The organism is Chelatococcus albus, assembly GCF_030067675.1.
Classification (GTDB): domain Bacteria; phylum Pseudomonadota; class Alphaproteobacteria; order Rhizobiales; family Beijerinckiaceae; genus Chelatococcus_A; species Chelatococcus_A albus.
In genome coordinates this window covers 112,494-139,260 of the sequence record NZ_JASJEV010000004.1, presented here as the reverse complement: position 1 = coordinate 139,260, position 26,767 = coordinate 112,494, and the positions used below count along the sequence as shown (strand labels likewise).

Genomic DNA, 26,767 nt, shown 5'->3' with positions numbered 1-26,767 from the left:
TAATGATGTGAATTGGCGCAATGGTGACGCAATAAGCGTTGCCGTCGGCCCGTTTGGCTCGTGAATTGCCAAGTCAAGTTCTTGCGGGTTAGCATTCCCCAAGACTCGGGGGGTCTACATGCGCCGCGTTCCATCGATCGCCGCTCTTGCGGTTCTCATGACCTCGCCCGCCTTTGCCGGCTCGCCCGGCGCCGTCGCGTGAGCCCACCTCCCGACGGCCGTTCAGATCAAGCGGGCGCCCGACTCGACCGTGCGCGCCGACCTGATCGCTAACGGGGTTAAGGCGGGCGCCTGCCGGGTTTTCGCGAATACGGCTTGCCTGATACCCGGCCGAGTCGAGACGGCTTCTCGTGCATGAAAACGGGCCGCGACGTGGGCTCTTGCCTTTGGATCAACCTCGACGACGCGCTTGATCACGCGGTCGAAGGGCGCTCGTGCTCGTAACTTCGGACTTGGACAATCCTTCTCGACCGTTGTCGGGGCCGCTTGTTCTCTTCTCGTTCCTACTGAAATTTCCGGCGCTTGAAGACCGCCACATCGGACGGGGCGAGCTTGAACCATTCGCCGTTCGCGCGCCGGTCGGCGAACCGCCGATGCCAATATGCCTCGATCCCGGCCGGGTCGTCCGTGCGTATCGCATGAACAAGGGTCACGGCTTCGGGCAGCGCGATACGGACTTCCTTCACGCGGCGCTCAAGGTCATCGCTTCGACCGACTTTGTAGTGCTCGCCCGATTCCAAGGGAGCACGTCATTGGGACTGTGCAGTGCGCTGACCGTCACAGCCCCGTGCCACCGCCGTCATGTGCAGATTGGTCACCACAGGCCACACATTTTCCCTCGGCCCGGGCAGAAGGCTGCTTTCGATTCAGAGCTGCGGGTGTCATTCCAGTATGCACACAATGGGCTCCGGTAGCGTATCAGGAACTGCCGAGGGACGAAATGTATTACGCACATTCAACAAAAGACGGGCGCCGCTGCAATTGGCAGCCCCTGCGCGAGCATCTGGAAGAGACAGCCAGGCGCGCAGCAGCCAACGGCGCAGCTTTCGGAGCGGACAAAGCTGCACGGCTCGCCGGTCTTCTTCATGACATCGGCAAGTACACGCCCGACTTCCTGGCACGGCTCGCCGGCGGCAGGGAGCGGGTCGACCACTCGACGGCAGGGGCTGCTCTGGTTCTTGAAATGGCCAATGGCGCGGACAGGGTCATCGCCGAGCTCATCGCCTACGCCATAGCAGGGCACCATGCAGGCCTGCCCGACAGGCGGAGCAAACAGAAAGAGAGCTTCGCCACGCTTTCCGACCGGCTGAAGAATGTCTCCTCCACCGCTCTCGATCCGGTCTGGCGCGAGGAGATCATGCCTGATGCGAACGGGCTCCTGCCGGCCTTCCTCTGGGAGCCGCCGCCACCCACCGGGGCGACGCCGGCTGCGCAGAAGGCGGCGCGGGCGCGGCTCGCCTTCCAGTTCGCCTTTCTCGGCCGCATGCTCTTCTCCTGCCTCGTCGATGCCGATTTCAAGGATACCGAGGCGTTCTACAGCCGCATCGAGGGGCGAGAGGTCGACCGCCATTGGCCGGCACTGCAGACCGTTCTTCCGGATCTGCTGGCTGCCTACGAGCGGCGCATGGGCGCGTTGCGCAATGGCGATACGCCTGTCAACAGCTTGCGCAGCACCGTGCTGGACCATGTGCGGGAGCGGGCCGGCGAGGCGCCCGGCCTGTTCACGCTCACCGTACCGACCGGCGGCGGCAAGACGCTCGCTTCGCTCGGCTTCGCGCTCGACCATGCCAGGGCCCACGGCCACCGGCGCATCATCTACGCCATTCCCTTCACGTCCATCATCGACCAGACGGCTGCGATCTTCCGCGACATACTGGGCGATGAGGTCGTGCTTGAGCATCACTCGGCCATCGACGAAGGGCGGGCAGGGCGCCGAGAGCCCTGCGCGGCGGACGGCGAAGCGGCGGGCCGGGACAAGCTGAAGCTCGCCATGGAGGACTGGGCCGCCCCCGTCGTCGTCACCACCAATGTGCAATTGTTCGAGAGCCTGTTTGCCGCCCGCCCGGCACGCTGCCGCAAGCTGCACAACATCGCCGGCAGCATCATCATTCTCGACGAGGCGCAGACGCTGCCGCGCCCCTTGCTGGCGCCGGCCGTTGCAGCACTCAGGGAACTCGCCGCGAACTACGGGTGCAGCATCGTGCTGTGCACGGCGACGCAGCCGGCGCTCGACGCCGGCAACTTTCCCGCGGGCCATCCCGCCGGCCTGCCGCTCGCCGGCCGCGAACTGGCACCCGAGCCGCAGAGGCTGGCGAGCCGGCTCAAGCGCGTGACGCTCCGGTTCCCCGGCAACATGGACGATGCCGCGCTGGTGGCCGCCTTGGCGGAGGAACGGCAAGGGCTTGTCATCGTCAACAGCCGCAAGCACGCGCTCGCGCTCTATCGAGCGGCGCAGGAGGCCGGGCTCGACGGGCTCGTGCATCTTTCCACCCGGCAGCATGCCGCCGACCGGCGGGCGACCCTTGCCGAAGTCAGGCAGCGACTGAAGGACGGGCGCGCCTGCCGGGTCATCGCGACGTCGCTGGTGGAGGCCGGTGTTGATCTCGATTTCCCGAGAGTGTGGCGGGCCGAGGCAGGGCTGGACCAGGTGGCGCAGGCAGCGGGCCGCTGCAACCGCGAGGGCCGGCGGCCGGTGGAGGAGAGCGTCGTTACCGTCTTTATCGCGCCCGATCATCCGCCGCCGCCCGAAGTCAAGAGCCTCAGCGGTGACTTCGGCCGCATTGCGCACAAGCACAGGAATGATGATCTTCTATCGCCCGCAGCGATGACGGACTTTTTCGGAGAGGTCTACTGGCGCGTCGGGCCGGAGGGCGTCGACAGGGAGGCGATCCTTGCCGACTTCCACATGGGGCCGGGCGCGCACGGCATCGAGACGAACTTCGCCTATCGGAGCGCTGCCGAAAAGTTCCGCATGATCGAGAGCGGCATGGAGCCGGTGATTGTGGCGAATACGCCAGACGCGAAGGAGATCGTGGACAAGCTCGGCATCGAAGCCATCCCCTCCGGGGTGCTGGCGCGGAAGCTGCAATCCTACATCGTGCAGGTGCCGCCGCAGTCGCGGGCAAAGCTCATGGCGGCCGGTCACGTCGTTTTTCGCGCAGAGACGTTCCGCGGCGACCAGTTCGCCGTGCTGGTGAGGGAAAGCCTCTATCGGCCCGACGTCGGCCTCTTGTGGGAGGATGCAGATTATCTCGGGCTGGAGCAGTGGATGGTGTGAGGTTGGCCTCCTCCGAGGACGCCTCCGGTCAGCAGAGATGGACCTTACTTGCAATATCGCCTGGGACATCCAGCCCACCCGCATGAAGCTGATCCTCGACACGGCAGCGATGGCGGCCACGATTCGCTGCAACGGGAGGGCCATTTCAGGGAGTGGGCGGCCCGCGCCGATCTTCCAGAGCGCTCCGGGTTCTGGAGCGCGCGGGCAAAGGCAGACTGCCGGTCAAGGGCGATCAGCTGCCGAAGCAGGGAGGAAGCAGGGAGCTTGTACGAGCGGCGTCGTCTGGCCGAATGGTGCGATTTTGGAGGCCATTCGGCATCGGGCGACCGCAGGTCGAAGCATGGGCTTCCTAACCGCTGCTTTCTGGCAGTATGTGATCAGAGACGCGATTGCGGGAACTGCAAGGGGAACTTGCGCGAATCGCCATATGGCGGTCTATTTGCTCCACATTAAGCGTTTCGTTTCTTCGCCGCTGATGCGGAGCTGTTTTTATGAGAGGATTCAGGGTTGTCTATAAGATAACATGGCAGAATGGTAAGATTTATGTCGGAAGCGAGCTGGCAGATTCGAGCACCTATTTCGGAAGCGCCGATAAGGCTGCAATCGAGTCGGATTTTCCGACGCGCGAGTCGCGGCGCAAGATGACGATCTGTCGGGAGATTCTGTGGGAGTCGACGACGGCGACGGATGCCGAAGTGCGCCGAAAGGAACAAGATTTAATTGTTGCGCTCGGCGCAGACGCTCATCGATTGAGTATAATTGGATTCCAAAGCTTAAGAGAGCGCAATCCGGGCTCGAATAAGGTGTTTATGACTTAACTGCGCGGCTTTATGTAAGCTGTGACAGGTCATTATGGGGTTGGGGGCAATCGTGTCTTACGGAATTCGGCTGCACGTCGCGGGCGATTACGCTTGCTTTACGCGCCCGGAGATGAAGGTCGAGCGGGTCTCCTACGATGTGATGACCCCGTCGGCGGCGCGCGGCATTCTGGAAGCGATCCACTGGAAGCCGGCGATCCGCTGGGTCATCGACGCCATCCACGTGCTGAAGCCGATCCGCTTTCAGTCCATCCGCCGCAACGAGGTGAGCAGCAAGATTCTCGCCGGCACGGTCCGGACGGCGATGAACCGCGGCAGCCTGGAGGGGCTTGCCCTCAAGGTGGAAGACAAGCGCCAACAGCGCGCCGCCACCGTGCTCGTCGATGTCGCCTATGTCATCGAAGCCCATTTCGAGCTGACGGACAGGGCGGATGCGGAGGAGAACGAGGGCAAGCACCTCGACATCTTCAACCGCCGCGCCGCGCGCGGCCAGTGCTTCCACCAGCCCTGCCTGGGCACCCGGGAGTTCGCCGCCCGGTTCTCGCTCGTCGCACCCGGTGCACCCATGCCCGAACCGCGACCGGAACACAGGGCGGCCGATCTTGGCTTCGGCCGAGCGCGCGACCTCGGCTTCATGCTGTGGGACATCGACCATCAGGCCGAGGGGCGGCCCTCGCTGTTCTTCCGCGCCCGGCTCGACAGCGGCGTGATGCGCGTGCCCCGGCCCGGCTCGCCGGACATTCTGCGCTGAACCTTTCGTTGCCCGCCGCCCGTTGCGGGCATGGGCGCAAAGCACTGCGAAGGTCCCCATGAGCATTCTGGCATCCCTCGCCAAGGCCTACGACCGGCTTCCGAGCGTGCCGCCCCTCGGTTTCTCGACCGAGAAGATCGGCTTCGTCATCTCGCTGAACGAGGATGGCAGCGTCGCCTCCGTGACCGATCTGCGCGACGGCACGGGCAGGAAGAGAGCGCCGCGACTGATGCAGGTGCCGCAGCCCGTGAAGCGCACGGTCGCCATCGCGCCGAACTTCCTGTGGGACAAGACCTCCTATGTGCTCGGCGTCACCGCCGGCGAAGGCAAGCGGACGGCCGAGGAGCACGCCGCTTTCATCCAGAGGCATCGGGACACTCTCTTGGGGACCGCGGACTCCGGGCTCCTGGCTCTCCTGCACTTTCTCGACAACTGGTCACCCGAGCAATTCGCCCCGCCGTTTTGGCCGGAGGAGATGAAGGATCAGAACGTCATTTTCGCGCTCGAGAGCGAGCGGCGACAGGACGTCTACCTGCACGACCGGCCGGCAGCTCGGGCCCTGTGGGCAGACATTTCTGCGGGCAACGGTGAGGCCGCAGCCGTCTGTCTGGTCACTGGCGCGGCGGGACCTATCGCGCGGCTGCATCCGGCCATCAAGGGCGTCTGGGGGGCGCAGTCGTCCGGCGCCTCCATCGTGTCCTTCAATCTCGACGCCTTCACGTCCTACGGTCACGAGCAGGGGGAGAACGCTCCGGTCTCCGAGGCAGCCGCCTTCAAATATACGACGGCGCTCAACACCTTTCTCGCCGACGACAGGCACCGCATCCAGATCGGCGACGCCTCCACCGTCTTCTGGGCGGATGCCGCGGACGCGCATGTCGCGGAGGTGGCGGAAAGCTTCTTCAATGCCTGGTTTGATCCGCAGCCGGACGAGGGGATCGAGGCCGGCATGGTCGGCGAGGCTCTCGGACGCATGCGCCGCGGCATTCCGCTCAGAGACATTGAGCCCAAGCTGGCCGAGGGGGTTCGCTTCTACGTCCTCGGCCTCGCCCCCAATGCGGCGCGCATTTCCATCCGCTTCTGGCTGGAGGACGATTTCGGCCGGCTCGCCGCCAACTATGCGCGCTTCGTCTCGGACATGGCGATCGAGCCGCCGCCGCGCGATGGCTATCCCCCGCTCTGGCGTTATCTGGCCGAGACGGCGGTGCTCGGCAAGCGCGAGAACGTGCCGCCCAATCTCGCCGGGGAATGGATGCGCGCCATTCTCACCGGCACGCCCTATCCGCTGACGCTGCTCGCCACCGTGCTGATGCGCATCCGGGCGGACGGGGAAATCAATGCGCTGAGAGCTGGCATGCTGCGCGCGGTCCTCGTGCGCAATTTCGGCATGGATCCCGCGCGGACTGGGACATTGGACAAGGCGAAGGAGGCACCCGTGTCGCTCGACCCGAACAACAGGAGCAAGGGTTATCTGCTCGGGCGGCTCTTCGCCGCCTACGAGCAGGCACAGCTGGCCGCGCTCGGCCGCACTGTCAACGCCACGATCAAGGACAAGTTCTACGGGGCAGCCTCTGCCCAGCCGCGAAAGGTCTTCGCACTTCTGGAGAAGGGCTCGGCCAATCATCTCTCCAAGATCGGCAAGCAGCGACCGGGGCAGCGTTTCCATCTGGAGCGCATCATAGGGAGCATCCTGGAGGCCATGGACCCGTCCGACGATCCCTTCCCCGCCTCGCTTCCGGCCGCCGAGCAGGCGCTGTTCGGCCTCGGCTACTACCACCAGCGCAACGAATTCTTCCGTAAGCCCGAAACCCTCACCGAGGAGGCCGCCCAATGACCGCGCTCGTCAACCGCTACGATTTCGTCCTGTTGTTCGATGTCGCGAAGGGCAACCCCAACGGCGATCCCGACGCCGGAAACCTGCCGCGTCTCGACCCGGAGACGAACCATGGCCTTGTCTCGGACGTGAGCCTGAAGCGCAAGATCCGCAACTACGTCGAAATCGCGCGCGAGGGTGAGCCCGGCTGCAACATCTACGTGCAGGAAGGCGCCATTCTCAACGAGCAGCACCGCAAGGCCTATGTCGCCCTGCGCCCCGATGACGAGAAGGCGAAGAAGGATGGCAAGCTCAACCCGAAGGGCGACGAGGAGGCACAGCGCCTGCGCGATTTCATGTGCAGGAACTTCTTCGACGTGCGCACCTTCGGCGCCGTGATGTCCACCGGCATCAATTGCGGCCAGGTGCGCGGGCCGGTGCAGATGACCTTCGCCCAATCCGTCGAGCCCATCGTGCCGCAGGAAATCTCCATCACCCGCATGGCCGCCACCAACGAGGCGGAGAAGAAGCTGCGCGCGGAAGGCAGCGAGGAGGACAACGGTCGCACCGACAACCGCACCATGGGCCGCAAGCACATCGTGCCCTATGGCCTCTATCGCGCCCACGGCTTCGTTTCCGCCAAGCTTGCCGAGCGCACGGGTTTCGGCGAGGCGGACCTCGACCTCCTGCGCGAGGCGCTCGTCTCCATGTTCGAGCACGACCGTTCGGCCGCACGCGGAGAGATGGCCTCGCGCAAGGTCATTGCCTTCAAACATGCGAGCGCGCTCGGCAATGCGCCGGCACATGCGCTGTTCGAGCGCATCGAGATTGGCCGCAATATCGATGGCGAGTTCCGCAGGATCGACCGGCAGCTCGACAACCATCCCCCGGCACGGGCCTTCTCCGACTATGTCGTGCGCATCAACCGCAACAGCCTGCCCGAGGGGGTGGAGATCATCGAATGGCTGTGAGCCGGGATGCCTGGAGACGGCCTGCCGCAGCCGGACGAGCTGGACGCTGAGCCCATTCCGCTCTCATCGCTCCAGCATGCCGTCTATTGTCTCAGACAGGCGGCCCTCATCCATCTGGAGCGCCTGTGGGCGGAGAACCGCTTTACGGCGGAGGGCCATGTCATGCATATCGCCTCTGACAAGCCCGGTGGCCGCAAGGCGCGCGGCGTGCGGCGCGAGACGGCGCTTGTCATCGCCTCGCGCCGGCTCGGCATTGCCGGCATCGCCGATCTCGTCGAGTTCCATCCAGGTCCTGACGGCGAGGTGCCCTATCCCGTCGAGTTCAAGCGGGGCAAGCCCAAGCTGCACCGCGCCGACGAGGTGCAGCTCTGCGCGCAGGGCCTGTGCCTTGAGGAGATGACCGGCCGGCCGGTGCCGGAAGGGGCGCTGTTCTACGGCGAGACGAAGCGGCGTCTTCCCGTGCCCTTCGATGCGGAGCTGCGCAGGCTGACGGAGGAGACCATCGCTCAATTGCGGCAGATCTTCGCCAGCCGCGAGACCCCCAAGGCCGTCTGGAGGGCCGAACGCTGCCGCGCCTGTTCGCTCCTGGATCTGTGCCGTCCGAAGCTGTCGTCCCGATCCGTCCGCGCCTGGCGCGACGGCATGCTGGCGTCGCTCCTCGATGAGCAAGGGAGCGCCGCTTGAAGAAGCTGCTCAATACGCTCTACGTGACGACGGAGGGGGCGAGCCTCAAGAAGGATGGCGAGAACCTCGTGGCGGAAGTCGAGGGCAGTGAGCGCGTCCGCGTGCCGCTGCACATGCTGGCTTCCGTCGTCGTCTTCGGCGCCGTCTATCTCTCGCCCGCGTTGATCGGCGCTTGCGCTGCGGCGGGCATCACCATCGTCCTCTTGGAGCGCAGCGGCCGCTTCCAGGCGCGCATCGAGGGGCCTGTCGCCGGCAATGTGCTGCTGCGGCGGACCCAATACCGGGTTTCGGACGCGCCGGCGGAGATCGTCCGCAGCCTCGTGCTCGGCAAGGTCGCCAACCAGCGCTCCGTGCTGATGCGTGGCCTGCGCGACTATGGTGGCGATTTCGCCCCCGCGGAGAGCGAGCGCATCGTGACCGTGGTCGAGCGCCTTGCCCATGTCCTGCGCAGGGTCAACCGAGCCGGTCTTGAGGCCGAGGCGCTGCGCGGGGCCGAGGGTGAGGCGGCGGGCCTCTACTTCAGCGTCTTCGATCTCCTCATCCGCTCGCCCGACGCGGAGATGCGCTTCCGCGGCCGGTCGCGGCGCCCGCCACTTGATCCAATCAATGCGCTCCTGTCCTTACTCTATACGCTTCTCACCCACGACTGCCGCAGCGCGGCGGAGGCGGTGGGGCTTGATCCTGCCGTCGGCTTCCTGCATCGCGACCGGCCCGGCCGGCCGAGTCTCGCCCTCGATCTCATGGAGGAGCTGCGTCCCGTCCTCGTCGACCGGTTGGCATTGTCGCTCGTCAACCGGCGGCAGGTGCGTGCGCGGGATTTCGAGACCCGGGACGGCGGCGCGGTGTGGTTGACCGAAGAAGGACGCAAGACCGTGCTTGCCGCCTGGCAGGAGCGCAAGAAGGAGGAGCGGCGCCATCCCTTCCTGGAAGAAGCCGCCCCGCTCGGCCTGGTGCCCTATCTGCAGGCACAGCTTCTGGCCCGGCATTTGCGGGGCGACCTCGACGCCTATCCGCCGTGGCTGTGGAAGTGAGGTGCGTCCATGATGGTGCTGGTGACCTATGACGTGAACACGTCGGAGGCGGGCGGGGCAGGGCGGCTCAGGCGTGTGGCGCGCGCCTGTCGCGATTTCGGTCAACGCGTGCAGTACTCCGTCTTCGAGATTGACGTCGATCCGGCGCAATGGACGCTGCTGAAGGCACGCCTCGAAAAGCTCATTGAGCCCGAGCGCGACAGCCTGCGGTACTACTATCTTGGCGCCAACTGGCGGCGGCGCGTTGAGCACGTGGGGGCCAGGCCGGTGGCCGACCTTGACGGCACCTTGATTGTCTAGGTGAGAACCTGCTCTTGCGCCGGCTGCGTGGCCAAGGTGCGAACCCAAAGCGTGTCGGCAAATCCCGCCCTGTTCGCGCCCGGGCCAATTCTTTGACATCGTTGAGCTATCTCTGTCGCAGGTGAATACCCTGCGGCCGGCTCGCCCGAAGCAGAACGCGGTCCGCCGCGTGGGCCCGCTTTTGGCCGTCGCCGCAATCGGATAACAACTGCGGAGTCGCTCCCCGTGCGGGAGCGCGGATCGAAACGGCGATCGGGCGTTCGCAATGTTCGCAATGGTAGCGTCGCTCCCCGTGCGGGAGCGCGGATCGAAACCGCGAGCGCGATCGGATCGCCTTCGCCGTCAACGGTCGCTCCCCGTGCGGGAGCGCGGATCGAAACGCTACCCAACCCAACCTTGATGCCGCCGAAGTGGCGGTCGCTCCCCGTGCGGGAGCGCGGATCGAAACGGGCCATCGTCATCGTCAAGCCCTCCGCCTCCCCGTCGCTCCCCGTGCGGGAGCGCGGATCGAAACACAGCGCGCCGTCGGCGCATACGCCAATGACCGTCGTCGCTCCCCGTGCGGGAGCGCGGATCGAAACGGCTTGACCGCGGGGTGGCGACGGCGCCTGTCCGCGTCGCTCCCCGTGCGGGAGCGCGGATCGAAACATGTCCTTCGGGGTGGCCGCCTCGACAGTCTCAAGGTCGCTCCCCGTGCGGGAGCGCGGATCGAAACAGGTAGATGTGGTTGTGGCTAGTTCGATCGACGGGTCGCTCCCCGTGCGGGAGCGCGGATCGAAACCGCGTCTTGACGATCCGCAGCGGCTTGGAGAGCGGTCGCTCCCCGTGCGGGAGCGCGGATCGAAACCGGGCGCGGTCCCAAGGGTAGCGCATCCACCCCTGTCGCTCCCCGTGCGGGAGCGCGGATCGAAACGCCATGTCCACCTCGTCAATGCCGTGCTCCTCCCGTCGCTCCCCGTGCGGGAGCGCGGATCGAAACGCCATCCCCTCCTTGTCCGACTCAGGGGCCGGCTGTCGCTCCCCGTGCGGGAGCGCGGATCGAAACGGGACCTCCTGATCGACTACCTCCTGTCCATCGGGTCGCTCCCCGTGCGGGAGCGCGGATCGAAACCGATGGACGGAAGCCGGTGTCGATGAGGATTGCGAAGTCGCTCCCCGTGCGGGAGCGCGGATCGAAACCGCATTGGCAAGTTGCGGGCTGCGACAGCCGGCAGTCGCTCCCCGTGCGGGAGCGCGGATCGAAACGCGTCCAGGGCGAGCCCGACGGGCGGCCGCTGACGGTCGCTCCCCGTGCGGGAGCGCGGATCGAAACCTCGTGCTGCGCGCCGCCAATCTCCTCGCCGAGGACGTCGCTCCCCGTGCGGGAGCGCGGATCGAAACGAGTGCCTCCGAGATCATGACCGCCAGATGGGTGTCGCTCCCCGTGCGGGAGCGCGGATCGAAACGTCCACAGGGGGTGCTTCTTGGCCTCTTCGTAGGTCAGCATGTCGCTCCCCGTGCGGGAGCGCGGATCGAAACAGTGCCTTAAGCCGCTTGCTCGCCTCAGCCTCAAGTCGCTCCCCGTGCGGGAGCGCGGATCGAAACGTCGACAAGGTCAATGCACTGGCCGATGCCGGGTGTCGCTCCCCGTGCGGGAGCGCGGATCGAAACCCGGCCGATCTCGTGCAGTGCCAGCGGGAGGATAGTCGCTCCCCGTGCGGGAGCGCGGATCGAAACCAAACCAAGGTTGAGGTCAAGGCGAAGGAGGACGGTCGCTCCCCGTGCGGGAGCGCGGATCGAAACCTGATCGTCGCCTTACGGGCGCGATAAGGGCCAAGTCGCTCCCCGTGCGGGAGCGCGGATCGAAACTATGGGACGGAGAATGTGCCTACGATCCTCCCGAAGTCGCTCCCCGTGCGGGAGCGCGGATCGAAAGGTCACAACCGAAGCCATCGCCCGCGTCGAGAGCCGTCGCTCCCCGTGCGGGAGCGCGGATCGAAACCAGCGCCGCTCGACGAAGACGCGCGTTACTCCGGGGGTCGCTCCCCGTGCGGGAGCGCGGATCGAAACACCCGCAACCTGCCGCTGAAGGCGGCGGCCTTCGTCGCTCCCCGTGCGGGAGCGCGGATCGAAACGTCAAAAGCCAGTTCTTCATCGTTGACGACCGCGGTCGCTCCCCGTGCGGGAGCGCGGATCGAAACACCGATCGCCGCGCCCCCGACGATCACCCCTTGGTCGCTCCCCGTGCGGGAGCGCGGATCGAAACCGTGATGATGATCTGTCCCGACACCGAGACGCTGGTCGCTCCCCGTGCGGGAGCGCGGATCGAAACAAGCGCATCCGCGAGGCCTCGATCCGGCACGCCGAGTCGCTCCCCGTGCGGGAGCGCGGATCGAAACCCCGGCATCGCCGAGGCCATGGCCGACCAGTGGGGGTCGCTCCCCGTGCGGGAGCGCGGATCGAAACCTTCCGGCGCCTGAACGAAGACGCGCTCGCGAACCGTCGCTCCCCGTGCGGGAGCGCGGATCGAAACTCCGCAGCCGCCCAAATGGCAAGCACACCGTCAAGTCGCTCCCCGTGCGGGAGCGCGGATCGAAACTATGCCCTCGTCGACGCGCATGGGCCGGCCATCGGGTCTCCTCGCCACTCGCTCGCCGCCAGGCCGAGATCCGGGCCGATGAGGGCCAGCGCCCGCCGCGCCACCTCGTCCACCACGTCGGCGACAGTGGCGGGCTTCAGGTAAAAGGCCGGTACCGGGGGCGCGACGATGGCGCCGATCTCGGTGACAGCCGCCATGGCGCGGATATGGCCGAGGTGCAACGGGCTCTCGCGCACCACGAGCACGAGGGGACGCCGCTCCTTCAGATGCACGTCGGCGGCGCGCGTCAGGAGGTTGTCGGCCGCGCTCGCGGCGATGGCCGCAAGCGTACGGATCGAGCAGGGCGCCACGATCATCCCCGCGGTGCGGAAGGAGCCGCTGGCGATGCTCGCGCCGATGTCGGCGACCGGGTGGCGCCGCGCCGCGAGCCTGTCGACGCGCGCCAGCGCGCTCGTGCCGACCTCATGCGCGAGCGTGCGCTCGCCTGCCTCCGAGACGACGGCATGCACCTCGGCGCCGGTGGCGGCGAGGAGTTCCACGACGCGCAGGCCGATGGCCGCGCCCGAGGCGCCGCTGATGCCGACGACGACGCGCCGCGCGCCCGTGCCCCTTGCCTGCGTCATGCTCTTCTCCGTGCGGCTGTCTCTCCGCCGCCGGCGAGCGGCGACAGGCCGAGCTTCGGCCAGAGCGCGTCGACGCGCGCGACGACGGCCGCATCCATGCCGAGCACCTCGCCCCAGGCGCGTTCCGTCTCCGGACCGATCTTGTTGGTGGCGTCGATGCCGAGCTTGCCGCCGAGCCCGGGTTTCGGCGAGGCGAAGTCGAGATAGTCGATGGGCGTGTCCGCGAGCGTGACGAGGTCGCGCGAGGGGTCGGAACGCGTCGAGATCGCCCACATCACATCCGCCCAGTCCCGCACGTCGATGTCGGCATCCACGACGACGAGCATCTTCGTATAGGTGAGCTGCGGCAGCATCGACCACAGGCCGAGCATGAGCCGCCGCGCCTGGCCCGGGTAGCGCTTGGCGATGGACACGACCGCGATGCGGTAGGAGCAGGCCTCCGGCGGCAGCCACAGGTCGACGATCTCCGGGAATTGCCGGCGGGCGAGTGGCAGGAAGAGGGCGTTCAAGGCCTCGCCGATGCGGGAAGGCTCGTCCGGCGGGCGGCCCGTGAAGGTGGAGAGGTAGATCGGCTGGCGCCGCATCGTGACGGCGCTCACGCGCATCACCGGAAAGGGCTCGACGGCATTGTAGTAGCCGGTGTGGTCGCCGTAGGGCCCCTCGGGTGCGGTCTCCTCGGCCGAGACGAGGCCCTCGATGACGATCTCCGCCTCCGCCGGCACCATGAGCGGCACGGTGATGCAGGGCGTGAGGCGCGGGCGCTCGCCGCGCAGGAGCCCGGAGAACTTCAGCTCCGACAGCGTCTCCGGCAGGGGCAGGACGGCGGCGAGGATCGTCGCCGGGTCGGCGCCGATCACGACCGCGACCGGCATGTCGCGCCCGAGCGCCCGCCAGGCGTGATGGTGGCGCGCCCCGCCCCGGTGCGCGAGCCAGCGGACGATGGCGCGGTCGCGCCCCATGACCTGCATGCGGTAGACGCCGACGTTGTCGTCGTCGAGCGGCCTGCCCCCGGGCGGGCGCGTGACGACGAGCGGCCAGGTGATGAGCGGCGCGGGCTCCCCCGGCCAGGGAAGCTGGACGGGCAGCCGGCCGAGGTCGACCGCATCGCCCGTGAGCACGACCTCCTGAACGGGCGCGCCGCGCGCTTCGCTCGGCCGCATGGCGAGGGCGGCGCGGGCGAGCGGCAGCTTGTGCCAGGCGTCCTTCAGGTTCCGCGGCGGGCGCGGCTCGCGCAGCTCGGCGAGCGCCTCGCCCAGGGCGGGAAGCGCCTCGGGCGCGACGCCGAAGCCCCAGGCGACGCGCTCGACGGTTCCGAACAGATTGACGAGCACCGGCAGGTCGCAGGGCGTGCCGTCCGCCTTCACCGGCCGCTCGAAGAGGAGGGCCGGTCCGCCGGCCTTGAGCACGCGGCGGTGGATCTCAGTCATCTCGTGCACGACGGAGACGGGTTCGCGGATGCGCAGGAGCTGACCTGCGGCGTCGAGATGGGCGAGGAAGTCGCGAAGCTGGCGAAAGGGCGGCAGATGGCGGTGCACGATGGGCGGCTCCCGGAGGCCGGCACCATCGCACCGCCCTTCCGCCCGCGTCCTTGACGTGGCGCAACAATCGCGTCGCCCGGCCGGGCTAGACACACGGGCGGAGGTGATCGCATGCCGATTTCCGCTGCGGCCGTGCCGACCGTGCCCTTCCTCGTCTCGCTCGCCGTGCGGCCCCTGCCGCTGGGGCCGCTGCAGCCGCTGCTCGCCGGCTTCATGGCAGCGGTCACGCGCCGCCACCCGCGCATCTTCGAGCGCCTCGGCCCCCATGCCGGCAAGCGCTTCGGCCTCGATCCGACGGATCTGCCCCTGGCCTTCGTGCTCGCGCCCGATCCCGCCTGTCCGCGCGCCGTTGCGGTGAGGGAGCTGCCGGCGGGGCTCGATGCGCGCATTGCCGGGCCGCTCGCCGGCCTCGTCGGTCAGCTCGACGGCTCCTATGACGGCGACGCCCTGTTCTTCTCGCGCGACATCGTGGTGGAGGGCGACATGGAGGCGGTGCTCGCCCTGCGCAACGCCCTCGACGACGCGCAGATCGACGTGGCGCGCCTCGCCGCCGCGGCGCTCGGGCCGTTCGGCGCTTTCGCAGAGCCCGTGCTGCGCGGCGCGCTGCGCGCCGTGCGCACGGACGACCGCGTGGCGCGGCGCGACGGGTGAGGGCCATGGAACTCGTCTGCCCCGCCGGTACGCCGGCCGCGCTCGAGGTCGCCGTCGATGCCGGCGCGGACGCCGTCTATTGCGGCTTCCGCGACGAGACGAACGCGCGCAACTTCCCCGGCCTCAACTTCAGCCGCGAGGAGATGGCGGCGGGCATCGCCTATGCCCATCAGCGCGGCGCCAGGGTGCTCGTGGCGATCAACACCTTCCCGCGCGCGGGCGCCCTCGCCCTCTGGCATCGGGCAGTGGACGACGCCGTGGCGGCCGGGGCGGATGCGCTCATCCTCGCCGACGCCGGGCTCCTCGCCTATGCCGCCGAGTACCATCCCCACCAGCGCCTGCACGTCTCGGTGCAGGCGGCGGCTGCCAATCCCGACGCCATCGGCTTCTACGTCGAAGCCTTCGGCGTCAAGCGCGTGGTGCTGCCGCGCGTGCTCACTGTGCCGGAGGTCGCCGCCATCACACGGGCGGTGCCCTGCGAGACGGAGGTCTTCGTCTTCGGCGGGCTCTGCGTCATGGCCGAGGGGCGCTGCTCGCTGTCCTCCTACGCCACGGGCCAGTCGCCCAACATGCACGGCGTCTGCTCGCCGGCGAGCCATGTCGCCTATCGCGAGGCGCGCGGGCGCCTCGTCTCGCGCCTCGGCAATTTCACCATCAACGCCTTCGCCAAGGGCGAGTCAGCCGCCTATCCCACCCTGTGCAAGGGCCGCTTCGCCACCCGCGACGGGGCGGGCTATCTCTTCGAGGAGCCGGTGAGTCTCGACGCCGCGGCCCTGCTGCCTGGCCTCGCGGCGGCGGGCGTCACCGCCCTCAAGATCGAGGGCCGCCAGCGCGGCCGCGCCTATATCGAGGGCGTCGTGCGCGCCTTCCGCAAGGCGCTCGCTGCGCTGGCCGCCGGGCGGCCCATCGAGGGCGCGGGGCTCGGCGCCCTCACGGAGGGCCAGAGCACGACGACCGGCGCCTACCGCAAGGTCTGGCGCTAGGCGGCGCCGGGTGGAGGCGGTGAGGCGAGTGCCGGGCGAAGCGCGCCCGGCGGCGGCGATCAGGAGGAAGCGAGACCCCGGATGCAACTGACCCTCGGCCCCGTGCTGTTCAACTGGGAGGCGCCGGTCTGGCGCGACTTCTATTTCCGCATCGCCGACGAGGCGCCGGTGGACGTGGTGGCGGTCGGCGAGGTCGTCTGTTCCAAGCGGCTGCCCTTCTTCGCCGAGCACCTGCCCGTCGTCGTCGAGCGTCTGGCGCAGGCCGGCAAGACGGTGCTGCTCAGCTCGCTGCAGCTCGTCACCCTGGAGCGCGAGCGGCGACAGACGGCCGGGCTCGCCCAGAGTGAGGATTTCCTGGTGGAGGCGAACGACATCTCCTGCCTGCACCACCTCGCCGGGCGCCCGCACGCGATTGGTCCCTTTGTCAACGTCTACAACGAGGCGACGGCCGCCTTCCTTGCCTCCCGCGGGGCCCGCCGCATCTGCCTGCCGCCTGAGCTGCCGCTTTCCTCGATCGCAGCCATCGCCAAGGGCGTGCCGGACGTCGATGTCGAGGTCTTCGCCTTCGGGCGCGCGCCGCTCGCGATTTCGGCGCGCTGCTACCACGCGCGCCTGCATAAGCTCACCAAGGACAACTGTCGCTTCGTCTGCGACAGGGACCCGGACGGCCTCCCCGTCGAGACGCTGGACGGCGAGCCCTTCCTCGCCATGAACGGGGTGCAGACGCTGGCCCACGCCTGCACGAATCTCCTCGCCGAAGCCGTGGATCTCGCGAGCGCAGGCGTGCGGGCGCTGCGCCTGTCGCCGCAGCGCTGCGACATGGCGGCGGTCGCCCGCCTCTTCCGCGACGTGCTCGAGGGCAGGCGCGAGGCCGAGCCGGCGAGCGCCGATCTCGCCCGCCTCTATCCCGGCGCCCCCCTCGCCAACGGCTTCCTGCACGCGCGTCCGGGCGCCGAGCGCGTCGCCATGGAGGAGGCAACGGCCTTCGTCGTACAGGGCATGGGCCGCCGGGCGGCGCCGCCGGCTGCGGGGTGAGCGCGATGCGCGGGCCCGCGGCGGCCGCCATCGCGCCGCACCGGCTCTTCTTCAGCCTGGCCTTGGCGCAGGGCGCCCTCTCCATCCTCCTGTGGACCTTCGCCTCGCCGCCGCCCGACGGGCCCTTCTGGCATGCGCACGAGATGGTCTTCGGCTACGGGCTTGCTGTCGTCGCCGGCTTCCTCCTCACGAAGACGGGCTCCGCCGGCCTCCTCGCCCTTGCCGCGGCCTGGGCCGCAGCGCGCCTGGCCGCCCTGGTGCCGAACGCGCCCGCACTTCTTCGCGATGCGCTCGCCTTCACGAGCACCGCGGCGATCGCAGGTACCGCAGCGCAGACCTTCCTGCGCGGGGCGAAACGCGGCGGCAATCTCGTCTTCCCGGCGCTCATGCTGTTCCTTCCCGTGGGCGAGGGGGCCTTCCTCGCCGGCGAGGCCGGTCTGTGGCCGGGCGGCGAGCGGGCCGGCGCATGGTTCGGCCTCGGCCTCATCGTCATGCTGATCGCGGCGATGGGCGGGCGCATCGCCGGTGCCGCCGTCTCGGGTGCCTCGCAGCGACGCGGCGGCCCGCGTCTTGCTCCGGACGGGCGGCGCGAGCGCCTCACGCTTGCGGCCCTCGCCGGCGGTTTCGCCGCCACGGGGCTCGACGCCCCGGCGCTGTTCGCGGCGGGGCTCCTCGTCGTCGGCGGCGTCCTCCTCCTCCTGCGCGTTACCGCCCGGGGGCCGGGCCTGCGGCCGAGCCCGGCGGACGTGCGCGCCGTCGTCGCGGGCCAGGTCTGGCTCGGTCTCGGTTGCCTTGCGACGGGCCTCGCGAGCCTCCTTCCCCTGCCGCTGCCACCCGCCGCCGCTTTCCACCTCGCGACCATCGGCGGCATCGGCGGGACGACGCTCGTCATGATGCTGCGCACCGTGGCGCAGCGCGAGCGCGCGCACGTCCCTCCCGCCGTCTTCGCGGCTGTCGCGGCGCTCGTGGGTGCGGCAGCCCTCCTGCGCGCCCTCGGCTTCCCTGCGCCGGGGGGCGCCTATGCCGCGGCCGCGCTCGTCTGGACGGCCGCCTTCGGCATCGTGGCCCTCGCCGTCTTCTGCCTTCGCAGCCGATAGGTCGAAGCCGTTGCCAAGTTGGCGGGCGACAAAGACAGCCGCCGGGCGGACCTGCAAGATGGTCGTCTACGTATTCTCTCGAGCTTGCGGAGCCGCCGACGATGCCGCCCTTCGCCGACACGCTCTTGGCCGACGCGCCCCTGGCCGACATGCTCGTGGACGAGGTGATGCGCCGCTGGCCGGCGACGATCCCGGTCTTCATCCGTCATCGCCTGCGCTGCGTCGGCTGCCCCATCGCCCTCTTCCACACCGTGGCGGAAGCCTGCACCGAGCACGATGTGCGCCTCTTGGTCTTTCTCGCCGATATCGAGACGGCGATCGGCGACAAGGGCGCCGCCTCGGCGGCAGGGGAGGGCCGGTCACGGCGCTGACGGCCGCGGCGCGCCGACCCACCCGGATCGTCAGGTGCCGTCGCCTTCGGCGAGCAGGAAGATGCGGTGCGGGTCGCGCACCAGGATGCGCTGGCGCCCGCCCTCGACCCAGCCATTGCTTTCCCAGGCGCTCAGGATGCGGCTGACGGTGTAGAGGGTCGTACCGGTCAGCTCGGCGATATCCTGGCGCGTCACGGGAAAGTCGACGAGCACGCCCTCGGGCGTCTTGCGCCCGGCCTGGTGCGTCAGCCGCAGGAGGGCGCGCGCCACGCGCCGCTCCACCTGTTCGGTCGAGATCTCGCGCAGCCGGCTGTGGGCGTCCTGCAGGCGCCCTCCCACCGTCTGCAGGGTGCGCGAGGCGAGTTGCGGGTAGCGGGCGATCATCGGCTGCCAGGCGGAGGCCGGCCAGGCGAGCGCGATGCTGTCGGTCACTGCGGTCGCCGTGCCCGGATAATCCTTGCGGCCGATGGCCTGTGCTACGCCGAAGATCTCGCCGGGCCCGACGAAGCGCACGACGATCTGCTGGCCGTCGGCCGTGACCTGGGTGACGCGCAGGCGCCCGTGCAGGAGCACGAAGAACGAGTGCGCCTCCTCGTTCTGCTGGAAGACCGCCTTGCCCTTCGGATAACGCAGCGACCGCGCCTCATGCAGGATGTCGTCGAGCGCCGCCGCGGGCATGTCGGCGAACAACGGCAGCTCGGCGATCAACGAGCGGTCGATATGGCTCATGCTTCCTTCACCTCGCATCGACCCCTCCATTCTAGCGGCTGGCCCCTGTCCCCCCAAGCAGGCTCGCCCGGGCACACGCGCCCACGCCCGATGGCCGCGGGGCGCGGCCAGCTCTCGTAGAGCCCGCGCCCGCGAAAGTGTTTGAGCAGGCGCAAAAAGCTTGCGGCCGTGACCTGCTAGGAAGGGTGCGCCGGCGGCTCGCGGGGCTCCGGCCGGTAACGAGAGGAGATGAGGAAACATGCGCACGATCGCGCTTGTGGGCGCCGCCCTCCTGGCCGCGGCGGCCGGCACGGCCGGGGCGGCCGAGGTTCAGGTGAAGATGCTCAACAAGGGGGCCGAGGGCGTGATGGTCTTCGAGCCAGCCCTGGTGCGCGTCGCGCCGGGCGATTCGGTGCGCTTCGTGGCCACCGACAAGGGCCACAACGCCGAAACGATCGAGACCATGCTGCCCGAAGGCGCAACCCCCTTCGCCGGCAAGATCAACGAGGAGATCGTGGTCACCTTCGACAAGCAGGGCGTCTACGGCTACCGTTGCAAGCCGCACTACAGCATGGGCATGGTCGGGCTCGTCGTCGTCGGCACACCGACGAACGAGGAGCAGGCCAAGGCCGCCACGCATCCCGGCAAGGCGAAGCAGGTGTTTGCGACGCTGTTCGAGCGCCTCGCCACGGTCAAGGCCGCCGCGCAATAGGTCCGCCGCGTGGGGCGCGAGGCCGGGGCGCCGCGGCGGGGCGACGCCCGTTCGGAGGGTCGGCAATGACGTCGAGCATCGTGATCGGGCCGTCGCGGACGGCGGTCCTCCTCAACTATGCCTTCCGCCCCTTCTTCCTGGCGGCAGGGCTGTCGGCGGTCGCCCTTGTCGGCCTCTGGCTCGCGGCTTGGGTCGGCGGCGCGGACCTGCCGCTGCCGCCCTCGTTGTGGCACGCGCACGAGATGCTCTACGGCTTCGCGGGGGCGGCGATCGCCGGATTCCTGCTGACCGCCGTGCCCAACTGGACGGGCTGCGCCCGCTTGCGAGGGCTGCCGCTCGCCGGCCTCGCCGGGCTCTGGCTCGCCGGACGGCTTGCCCTCGCGCCCGGCTCCATCGTGCCGCCTGAAGTCGCGGCGCTCGTCGACGTCGCCTTCCTTCCGGCGCTCGGCGTGGTGCTGGCCGTGCCGCTCTTACGCGCCGGCGCTTGGCGCAACATCGCCTTTCTCCTGCTCCTCGGCGTGCTCACGCTCGCCAATGCCGCCGTCCACCTCGACCGCCTGGGTTGGGCCGTCGGCGTGGGCATGACGGGGATCGGGCTCGCGCTTGACGTCGTCCTCCTCCTCGTTGTCGTGATCGGCGGGCGCATCGTGCCGGCCTTCACCCGCAACGTGCTGCCGCCGGCCCGTGCCGATCTGTGGCCGATCAGCCATCCCATCCTCGAGCGGCTTGCGATCCTCTCGGTGGTGGCGATGGCGCTCGGCGAGCTGGTCGCGCCCGCCGCCCTCGCCACCGGCGCGCTGGCGGCCTTCGCCGCGGCCGTGCACGGCCTGCGGCTCGCACTGTGGAAAGGCTGGAGCGCCGCCGGCCGGCCGATCCTGTGGATCCTGCATGTCGGCTATCTCTGGGTGCCGGTGGCGCTCGGCCTCAAGGCCGTCTGGCTCCTCTCCGGCGCGCCATGGGCGGCGGCCTGGCAGCACGCGCTCACCGTCGGAGCTTTCGGCACCATGATCCTCGCCGTCATGAGCCGCGCCTCGCTCGGCCATTCAGGCCGGCCGCTCGCCGTGTCGCGGGCAACTGTCGCGGCCTATCTGCTTGTGATGGTGGCCGCGGCGGCGCGCGTCACGGCGCCGCTCGCCGGGACGTGGTATCGCGAGACAATCTGCCTCGCCGGCTTCGCCTGGGTGGCGGGATTCCTGCTCTTCCTCGCAGTCTATGTCCCGATCCTGCTCGCGCCGCGGGTCGACGGGCGCGAGTGATGCGGCCGGCCTCAGTGCGGCCGACCGGGGCGGCGCAGGCGCGCGCGCTGCCATTCGCCGAAGAGGCGCGCGTTCGGGCAGAAGGCCGGAGGCTGCGTGGTGTCGGCTGCCGGATCGGCGAGCCAGGCACGGCATTTGTCGGAGACCGGGCAGCTGAGGCAGTTGCGCGATGCCCGCGCAAAGAGCGTGCCGAGTCCCCGCTGCGCAGCGACCACGGCGTCGATGCCGAGGCGGTCGAGCATCATGCCCATCTGGCGGGCCTGGCGCTTCACGTGCTCGACCTGAGGCCATTTCATCGTGGTCGTCATCGTCGGTCCTCCGGATTGATTTAATGGTTGCGCGCGAAACTAATGGCGGGGCCGCGGGGTGTCTTTGCGCCAGGACAAAACCGGCGAAGAGGGAACCACCGGGACCATGATCGGCAGGGGCAACAGGGCACGCCCTGTGGCCGGGCGCCTTTGATCGAGAACAAGGACGCGCGGCTGCGCGGGGCATAGGAGTGAGGCGAGATGCCGCGGCCGGCCCCGCGGAGCGCGGGCTGGCGCGGCGTCGCCAGCTTGTGCGGGAGGCCGGCATGACGGCGCCGGATGTGCGGGTGATCGCGGGAACCGGAGCGGAGGCGCGCCGGTCCGGGGCGGCAGGTCGCGGCGTGGACGTCGCCACGCTGATCACGCGTCTCGAGGGCGTGCTGGCGAGCGTCGACCTCGATTGCGGCTGCCGCGACAAGCTCCAGGGAGCGCTCGCCCGTTTCTCGGCGCTCGAACAGCGCCGCAGCCTGCGGCGCGGCCTCCACGATGCGCGCGACCAGCGGGACCGCATCGCCGCCATTCTCGGTTTCCTGGCCGAGCTCGACCAGATCGCCGAGACGGAGCCGGACCGCAGCGTCTTCGAGGAGATCGCCCTTCTCTTCGAGGAGATCGCCGCGTCCGCCACGGCGGGCGCCGCGGCGATCCGCGAGCTGCGCGCCAGGACGCCGGACGATGGGGGCTGAGGCGTCTTGCGTCGCTCGGGCCGGGAGTGTCGGCTCCGACATGTCTCGCGTGAAAGAATTAGCCGACAAATCATATCCGGTGCCGATGGCGCCGCTGCAACTTTGACGCAGCTCAACGTGCCGGTCGCGTGAATCCGGCAAATCACGTCGCAACAATCGATCGCCGTCGGGCTCCCGACCCTCCGCCGAGCGCCGCTCCGGCGGGTCGGAACTCGACGCCCTGACGGCTGCAGGCGGGAGGTTTCTCCGCCGAAAGAAGACGGGATCATGGGTATCGACTTTCGAGCGAAGGTGACGCGGCGGGCCGCCGGCCTTCTCGTTCGCAGCCTGCTCTTCGCCGCGGCCGCCGTCCTCCTGATGGCCTGGGCGCTTCCGGCAGCCGCGGGGGACGGCCTCGACACCTTTCTCGCGCGGGCGACGCCGGCCGAGTTCTTTTCAGGCGCAGAGCGTTTCGGCCCACCCCAGGGCGAGCCGCCCATCGCCCCCGTCTACCGGCGCGGCGATCTTCTCGGCCATGTCTATCTCAATTCCGACTTCGGCAACGCCACGGGCTATTCCGGCAAGCCCATCAAGCTCCTCGTCGGCATCGACACGGGCGGGGTGATCCGTGCGATCAAGCTCGTCGACCACAAGGAGCCCATTGTCCTCATCGGCATTCCCGAGGCGCGCATCATCACCGCGATGAACGCGCTGATCGGCAAGGACATGACGGCGGTGGCGAGCGGGGCGGAGCGGCCGCCGCAAGTGGATATCGTCAGCGGCGCCACCGTCACCGTGCTCGTCATGGGCGACAGCGTCGTGCGCTCGGCCGTGCGCCTTCTGCGCAGCGGGCGCCTGTCCGGCCGGGCGGTGGCCGCCGCAGCACCCACGGAAGAGCGCCGCATCGAGGACGGTCCCGGCACGGTGCGGAGCTGGGACGAGCTCCTCGGCGATGGCTCCATCCGGCGCCTGAGCCTTACCGTGGGCGAGGTGAATGCCGCCTTCGCGGCCGCCGGCAACGCGGCGGCTGCCGCCAATGCCGAGACCGAGGACCCGGGCGAGACCTTCATCGATCTCCATGTCGCTCCGGTCTCGGTTCCCACCATCGGCCGCAGCCTCCTCGGCGACGAGGCCTACGCCCGGCTCGCCGAGCGCCTCAAGCCCGGGCGTCACGCCATCCTCGTCGCCGGCGAGGGGGCCTATTCCTTCAAGGGGTCGGGCTACGTCCGCGGCGGCATCTTCGACCGCATCGAACTGCAGCAGGACGGGGCGAGCACGCGCTTCCGCGACCGCCACCACACCCGGCTCGGCGCGCTCGCGGCGGAGGGCGCACCCGACTTCCGCGAGATCGCGCTCTTCGTCGTGCCCGAGGAATTCGCCTTCGATCCGGCCGAGCCCTGGCAGCTCGAGCTTCTCGTGCAGCGCGCCGTCGGCGCGCGGGAGAAGGCTTTTCTGCCCTTCGACCTTGGCTACGGCCTGCCCGAACGCTACATCCGCCGCGCCGCCACGGCGCACACACAGGGCCAGGCGCCGGCCGCTGCCGCGCCGGATGCGGCCACAGCTCCCGCGTCCGCGGCTCCCGCGGACCCGTTCGGCGAGCCGCTGTGGCAGCGCATCTGGAAGGCGAACGCCGTCCCGGTGGCGGTGACCGCCGCGGCGATCGCCCTGCTCACGCTCATCTTCTTCTTTCAGGACATGCTTGTGCGCCGCCCGAGGCTCTTCGTCTGGGTGCGCCGCGGCTTTCTCGTCTTCACGCTGGTCTGGCTCGGCTGGATCATGAACGCGCAGCTCTCGGTGGTGAACGTCATCACCTTCACGAGTGCGCTCATCACCGGCTTCAGCTGGGAATATTTCCTCGCCGCCCCGCTCGTCTTCCTGCTCTGGTTCGCGGTAGCGGCGGCGCTCCTCTTCTGGGGGCGCGGGCCCTTCTGCGGCTGGCTCTGCCCTTTCGGCGCGCTGCAGGAACTGCTCAACAACCTGGCGCAGGCGCTGAAGCTGCCGCAGCTGAGGCTGCCCTGGGGGCTGCACGAGCGCCTCTGGCCGGTCAAGTACATCATCTTCCTCGTGCTCTTCGGCCTGTCGCTGCACTCCGTGGCGCTCGCCGAGCAGGCGGCCGAGATCGAGCCCTTCAAGACCGCGATCATCCTGAAGTTCGCGCGCTCCTGGCCCTTCGTTCTCTATGCGCTGGCGCTGCTCGCCATCGGGCTCTTCGTCGAGCGCTTCTTCTGCCGCTACCTCTGCCCGCTCGGCGCGGCGCTCGCCATCCCCGGTCGCATCCGCATGTTCGAATGGCTGAAGCGCTGGCCGGAATGCGGCTCGCCCTGCCACCGCTGCGCCAAGGAATGCCCGGTCCAGTCGATCCACCCGGAGGGGCACATCAACGTCAACGAGTGCATCTACTGCATGCACTGCCAGGAGCTCTACCACGACGACCAGCGCTGCCCGCACATGATCCAGCTCCGCGCCAAGCGCGAGCGCTGGCGGGCCCAGAATTCACCGGCCGTCGAGGGCAAGGCGCCGAACAGGCCGGTGATCACCCACGGCGGCAAGCCTGTCGCCGTTCCCGCAGAAACCTGAGACCCATCACCTCATGAGCGCGAAGGAGGCTCGGATGGCACAGGACGACATCAAGGCCGGCGTCAGCCGGCGGCAACTGCTCGGATCGACGGCTTCCGTCGCCGCCGTCGCCGGCGTGACGAGCGCGGCCGGCGGCGCGGCGGTGGCGACCCTCGGCGGCACTCTCGCCACCCCGGCCGACGCCCAGACGAAGGCTGCACGCCCCGTCGGCAACAAGGCCGAGGTGCATCCGGGCGAGCTCGACGAATACTACGTCTTCTTCTCGAGCGGCCAGACGGGCGAACTGCGCATCGTCGGCCTGCCGTCCATGCGCGAGCTCATGCGCGTGCCGGTGTTCAACCGCTGCAGCGCCACCGGCTGGGGCCAGACCAACGAGAGCCTGAAGATCCTGACCGAGGGCCTCCTGCCGCAGTCACGTGAATTCCTGGCCAAGCAGGGTCTCGCCACCTATCTCAACGGCGACCTGCACCACCCGCACATGTCCTTCACGGATGGCAGCTACGACGGCCGCTACGTCTTCGTGAACGACAAGGCCAACACCCGCGTCGCCCGCATCCGCTGCGACGTGATGAAGTGCGACAAGATCATCCAGCTCCCGAACCAGCACACGGTGCACGGCCTGCGCCTGCAGAAATACCCGCGCACGGGCTACGTCTTCGCCAATGGCGAGGATCGGGCGCCGATCCCGAACGACGGCCTGGTGCTCGACGAGCCGAAGAAATACCGCTCGATCTTCACGGCCATCGACGGCGACACCATGAAGATCGCCTGGCAGGTCATGGTCGACGGCAATCTCGACAACGTCGATGCCGACTATCAGGGCAAATACGCCTTCGCCACCTGCTACAACTCGGAGGAAGGCGTCACCCTCGCCGAGATGATGGCGAAGGAGCAGGACTGGGTCGTCATCTTCAACCTCAAACGCATCGAAGAGGCGGTGAAGAAGGGCGACTTCAAGGAGATGGGCGGCGTGCCCGTGATCGACGGCCGCCGCGGCTCGCCCTACACGCGCTACGTGCCGGTGTCGAACAGCCCGCATGGCATCAACACGGCGCCCGACGGCATCCACGTCGTGGCCAACGGCAAGCTCTCGCCGACCGTCACGGTCTTCGACGTGCGCCTGTTCGACCAGCTCTTCGACGACAAGATCAAACCGCGCGACGTCGTGGTGGCGGAGCCGGAGCTCGGCCTCGGGCCGCTGCACACGGCCTACGACGGTCGTGGCAACGCCTATACGACGCTGTTCATCGACAGCCAGGTGTGCAAGTGGAACATCGACCTGGCCCGCCGCGCCTTCAAGGGTGAGAAGGTCAACCCCATCATCCAGAAGCTCGACGTCCACTACCAGCCCGGCCACAACCACACCTCCATGGGCCAGACCAAGGAGGCGGACGGCAAGTGGCTGATCTCGCTGAACAAGTTCTCGAAGGACCGTTACCTCAACGTCGGCCCCCTGAAGCCGGAGAACGATCAGCTCATCGACATCTCGGGCGACCGCATGGTCATCGTGCACGACGGGCCGAGCTTCGCCGAGCCGCACGACGCCACCATCGTGCACCGCTCCAAGGTCAATCCGCGGCACGTGTGGAAGCGCGACGACCCCTTCTTCGCCGACGCGGTGAAGCAGGCGGCTGCCGACGGCGTGAAGCTCACGCAGGATTCGAAGGTCATCCGTGACGGCAACAAGGTGCGCGTCTACATGACCTCCTCGGCGCCGGCCTTCGGCCTCGAGTCCTTCCGCGTGCGCCAGGGCGACGAGGTGACGGTCTACATCACCAACATCGACGACGTGGAGGACCTGACGCACGGCTTCGCCATCATCAACTACGGCGTGAACATGGAGGTGGCGCCGCAGGCGACCGCCTCCGTCACCTTCACCGCCCATCAGCCCGGCGTGTACTGGTACTACTGCTCCTGGTTCTGCCATGCCATGCACATGGAGATGAAGGGGCGCATGTTCGTCGAGCCGGCCAGCGCCTGACCATGGCCATGTGCTTGATCCCGAGCGCCGCAGGTTTCGACC

At 68.8% G+C, this 26,767-nt stretch carries 21 protein-coding genes, 1 pseudogene and 1 CRISPR repeat array; of the genes and pseudogenes, 17 read left to right on the top strand and 5 right to left on the bottom strand.

Annotated features, from left to right (window positions below):
- Positions 1-503 precede the first annotated feature (503 nt).
- Positions 504-686, bottom strand: a complete 183-nt coding sequence (locus QNA08_RS08250; protein WP_283740369.1) for a GIY-YIG nuclease family protein — start codon at positions 684-686, stop codon at positions 504-506.
- Here QNA08_RS08250 and cas3 point away from each other — a divergent pair.
- The 7 genes from cas3 (at position 602) to cas2 (ending at position 9,645) form a co-directional block, all read left to right on the top strand.
- Positions 602-3,277, top strand: a complete 2,676-nt coding sequence (cas3, locus tag QNA08_RS08245; protein ID WP_340321829.1) for a CRISPR-associated helicase Cas3' — start codon at positions 602-604, stop codon at positions 3,275-3,277. The two genes, QNA08_RS08250 and cas3, sit on opposite strands and share 85 nt — an antisense overlap.
- Positions 3,278-4,129: 852 nt before the next feature.
- Complete coding sequence (gene cas5c / locus QNA08_RS08240) at positions 4,130-4,846, top strand: type I-C CRISPR-associated protein Cas5c (protein WP_283740218.1); 717 nt, start codon at positions 4,130-4,132, stop codon at positions 4,844-4,846.
- A gap of 58 nt (positions 4,847-4,904) precedes the next feature.
- Complete coding sequence (gene cas8c, locus QNA08_RS08235; RefSeq protein ID WP_283740217.1) at positions 4,905-6,680, top strand: type I-C CRISPR-associated protein Cas8c/Csd1; 1,776 nt, start codon at positions 4,905-4,907, stop codon at positions 6,678-6,680.
- A complete protein-coding gene (gene cas7c, locus QNA08_RS08230) occupies positions 6,677-7,630 on the top strand; it encodes a type I-C CRISPR-associated protein Cas7/Csd2 (protein ID WP_283740216.1) in 954 nt (317 codons plus the stop codon). Before cas8c ends, cas7c begins: the two co-directional genes overlap by 4 nt.
- Positions 7,631-7,636: 6 nt before the next feature.
- Positions 7,637-8,314 carry a CRISPR-associated protein Cas4 gene (gene cas4, locus QNA08_RS08225; protein ID WP_283740215.1) on the top strand — a complete coding sequence of 226 codons (678 nt, stop codon included), beginning with the start codon at positions 7,637-7,639 and terminating at the stop codon, positions 8,312-8,314.
- Positions 8,311-9,345 (top strand): type I-C CRISPR-associated endonuclease Cas1c, encoded by a 1,035-nt coding sequence (gene cas1c / locus QNA08_RS08220; RefSeq protein ID WP_283740214.1) that lies wholly within the window; start codon positions 8,311-8,313, stop codon positions 9,343-9,345. The genes cas4 and cas1c overlap by 4 nt, the downstream gene beginning before the upstream one ends.
- Positions 9,346-9,354: 9 nt before the next feature.
- Positions 9,355-9,645, top strand: a complete 291-nt coding sequence (gene cas2, locus QNA08_RS08215; RefSeq protein ID WP_283740213.1) for a CRISPR-associated endonuclease Cas2 — start codon at positions 9,355-9,357, stop codon at positions 9,643-9,645.
- 215 nt (positions 9,646-9,860) lie between these two features.
- A CRISPR array of direct repeats spans positions 9,861-12,223; the repeat unit is 32 nt; unit sequence GTCGCTCCCCGTGCGGGAGCGCGGATCGAAAC.
- A gap of 35 nt (positions 12,224-12,258) precedes the next feature.
- Here the strand turns inward: cas2 and QNA08_RS08210 are convergent.
- Both QNA08_RS08210 and QNA08_RS08205 read right to left on the bottom strand, forming a co-directional pair.
- Positions 12,259-12,846, bottom strand: a pseudogene (locus QNA08_RS08210) (UbiX family flavin prenyltransferase); the annotation flags it as partial.
- Positions 12,843-14,381 carry a UbiD family decarboxylase gene (locus tag QNA08_RS08205; RefSeq protein ID WP_422679878.1) on the bottom strand — a complete coding sequence of 513 codons (1,539 nt, stop codon included), beginning with the start codon at positions 14,379-14,381 and terminating at the stop codon, positions 12,843-12,845. The pseudogene QNA08_RS08210 and the gene QNA08_RS08205, both read right to left, overlap by 4 nt.
- 114 nt (positions 14,382-14,495) lie before the next feature.
- On the opposite strand from QNA08_RS08205, the gene ubiT reads away from it, so the two are divergent.
- The 5 genes from ubiT to QNA08_RS08180 all read left to right on the top strand — a co-directional run bounded on the left by ubiT (position 14,496) and on the right by QNA08_RS08180 (position 18,521).
- Entirely contained in the window at positions 14,496-15,035 is a 540-nt protein-coding gene (gene ubiT, locus QNA08_RS08200; protein ID WP_283740212.1) for a ubiquinone anaerobic biosynthesis accessory factor UbiT, read from the top strand.
- Between the two features lie 5 nt (positions 15,036-15,040).
- On the top strand, positions 15,041-16,018 hold the full coding sequence (gene ubiU, locus QNA08_RS08195; protein ID WP_283740211.1) for a ubiquinone anaerobic biosynthesis protein UbiU: 978 nt from the start codon (positions 15,041-15,043) through the stop codon (positions 16,016-16,018).
- Positions 16,019-16,099: 81 nt separating this feature from the next.
- Entirely contained in the window at positions 16,100-17,053 is a 954-nt protein-coding gene (gene ubiV, locus QNA08_RS08190; RefSeq protein ID WP_283740210.1) for a ubiquinone anaerobic biosynthesis protein UbiV, read from the top strand.
- 5 nt (positions 17,054-17,058) lie between these two features.
- Entirely contained in the window at positions 17,059-18,150 is a 1,092-nt protein-coding gene (locus QNA08_RS08185) for an NnrS family protein (protein WP_283740209.1), read from the top strand.
- Positions 18,151-18,251: 101 nt separating this feature from the next.
- Complete coding sequence (locus tag QNA08_RS08180; protein WP_283740208.1) at positions 18,252-18,521, top strand: DUF1858 domain-containing protein; 270 nt, start codon at positions 18,252-18,254, stop codon at positions 18,519-18,521.
- A 30-nt stretch (positions 18,522-18,551) separates the two neighbouring features.
- On the opposite strand, the gene QNA08_RS08175 is transcribed toward QNA08_RS08180, so the two are convergent.
- On the bottom strand, positions 18,552-19,250 hold the full coding sequence (locus QNA08_RS08175) for a Crp/Fnr family transcriptional regulator (protein ID WP_283740207.1): 699 nt from the start codon (positions 19,248-19,250) through the stop codon (positions 18,552-18,554).
- A 238-nt stretch (positions 19,251-19,488) separates the two neighbouring features.
- Here QNA08_RS08175 and QNA08_RS08170 point away from each other — a divergent pair, with 238 nt between their 5' ends.
- Both QNA08_RS08170 and QNA08_RS08165 read left to right on the top strand, forming a co-directional pair.
- A complete protein-coding gene (locus QNA08_RS08170; RefSeq protein ID WP_283740206.1) occupies positions 19,489-19,941 on the top strand; it encodes a pseudoazurin in 453 nt (150 codons plus the stop codon).
- Positions 19,942-20,006: 65 nt separating this feature from the next.
- Entirely contained in the window at positions 20,007-21,197 is a 1,191-nt protein-coding gene (locus tag QNA08_RS08165; protein WP_283740205.1) for an NnrS family protein, read from the top strand.
- A gap of 11 nt (positions 21,198-21,208) precedes the next feature.
- Here the strand turns inward: QNA08_RS08165 and QNA08_RS08160 are convergent, their stop codons facing one another.
- Positions 21,209-21,505 (bottom strand): DUF6455 family protein, encoded by a 297-nt coding sequence (locus QNA08_RS08160; protein WP_283740204.1) that lies wholly within the window; start codon positions 21,503-21,505, stop codon positions 21,209-21,211.
- A gap of 266 nt (positions 21,506-21,771) precedes the next feature.
- Between QNA08_RS08160 and QNA08_RS08155 the strand changes: the two genes are divergently transcribed.
- The 3 genes from QNA08_RS08155 (at position 21,772) to nosZ (ending at position 26,725) form a co-directional block, all read left to right on the top strand.
- Positions 21,772-22,188, top strand: a complete 417-nt coding sequence (locus QNA08_RS08155; protein WP_283740203.1) for a hypothetical protein — start codon at positions 21,772-21,774, stop codon at positions 22,186-22,188.
- Positions 22,189-22,455: 267 nt separating this feature from the next.
- Positions 22,456-24,744: a 4Fe-4S binding protein gene (locus QNA08_RS08150; protein ID WP_422679877.1), complete on the top strand. Its 2,289-nt coding sequence runs from the start codon at positions 22,456-22,458 to the stop codon at positions 24,742-24,744.
- Between the two features lie 34 nt (positions 24,745-24,778).
- A complete protein-coding gene (gene nosZ, locus QNA08_RS08145) occupies positions 24,779-26,725 on the top strand; it encodes a TAT-dependent nitrous-oxide reductase (RefSeq protein WP_283740202.1) in 1,947 nt (648 codons plus the stop codon).
- The last annotated feature ends 42 nt before the right edge of the window (positions 26,726-26,767 follow it).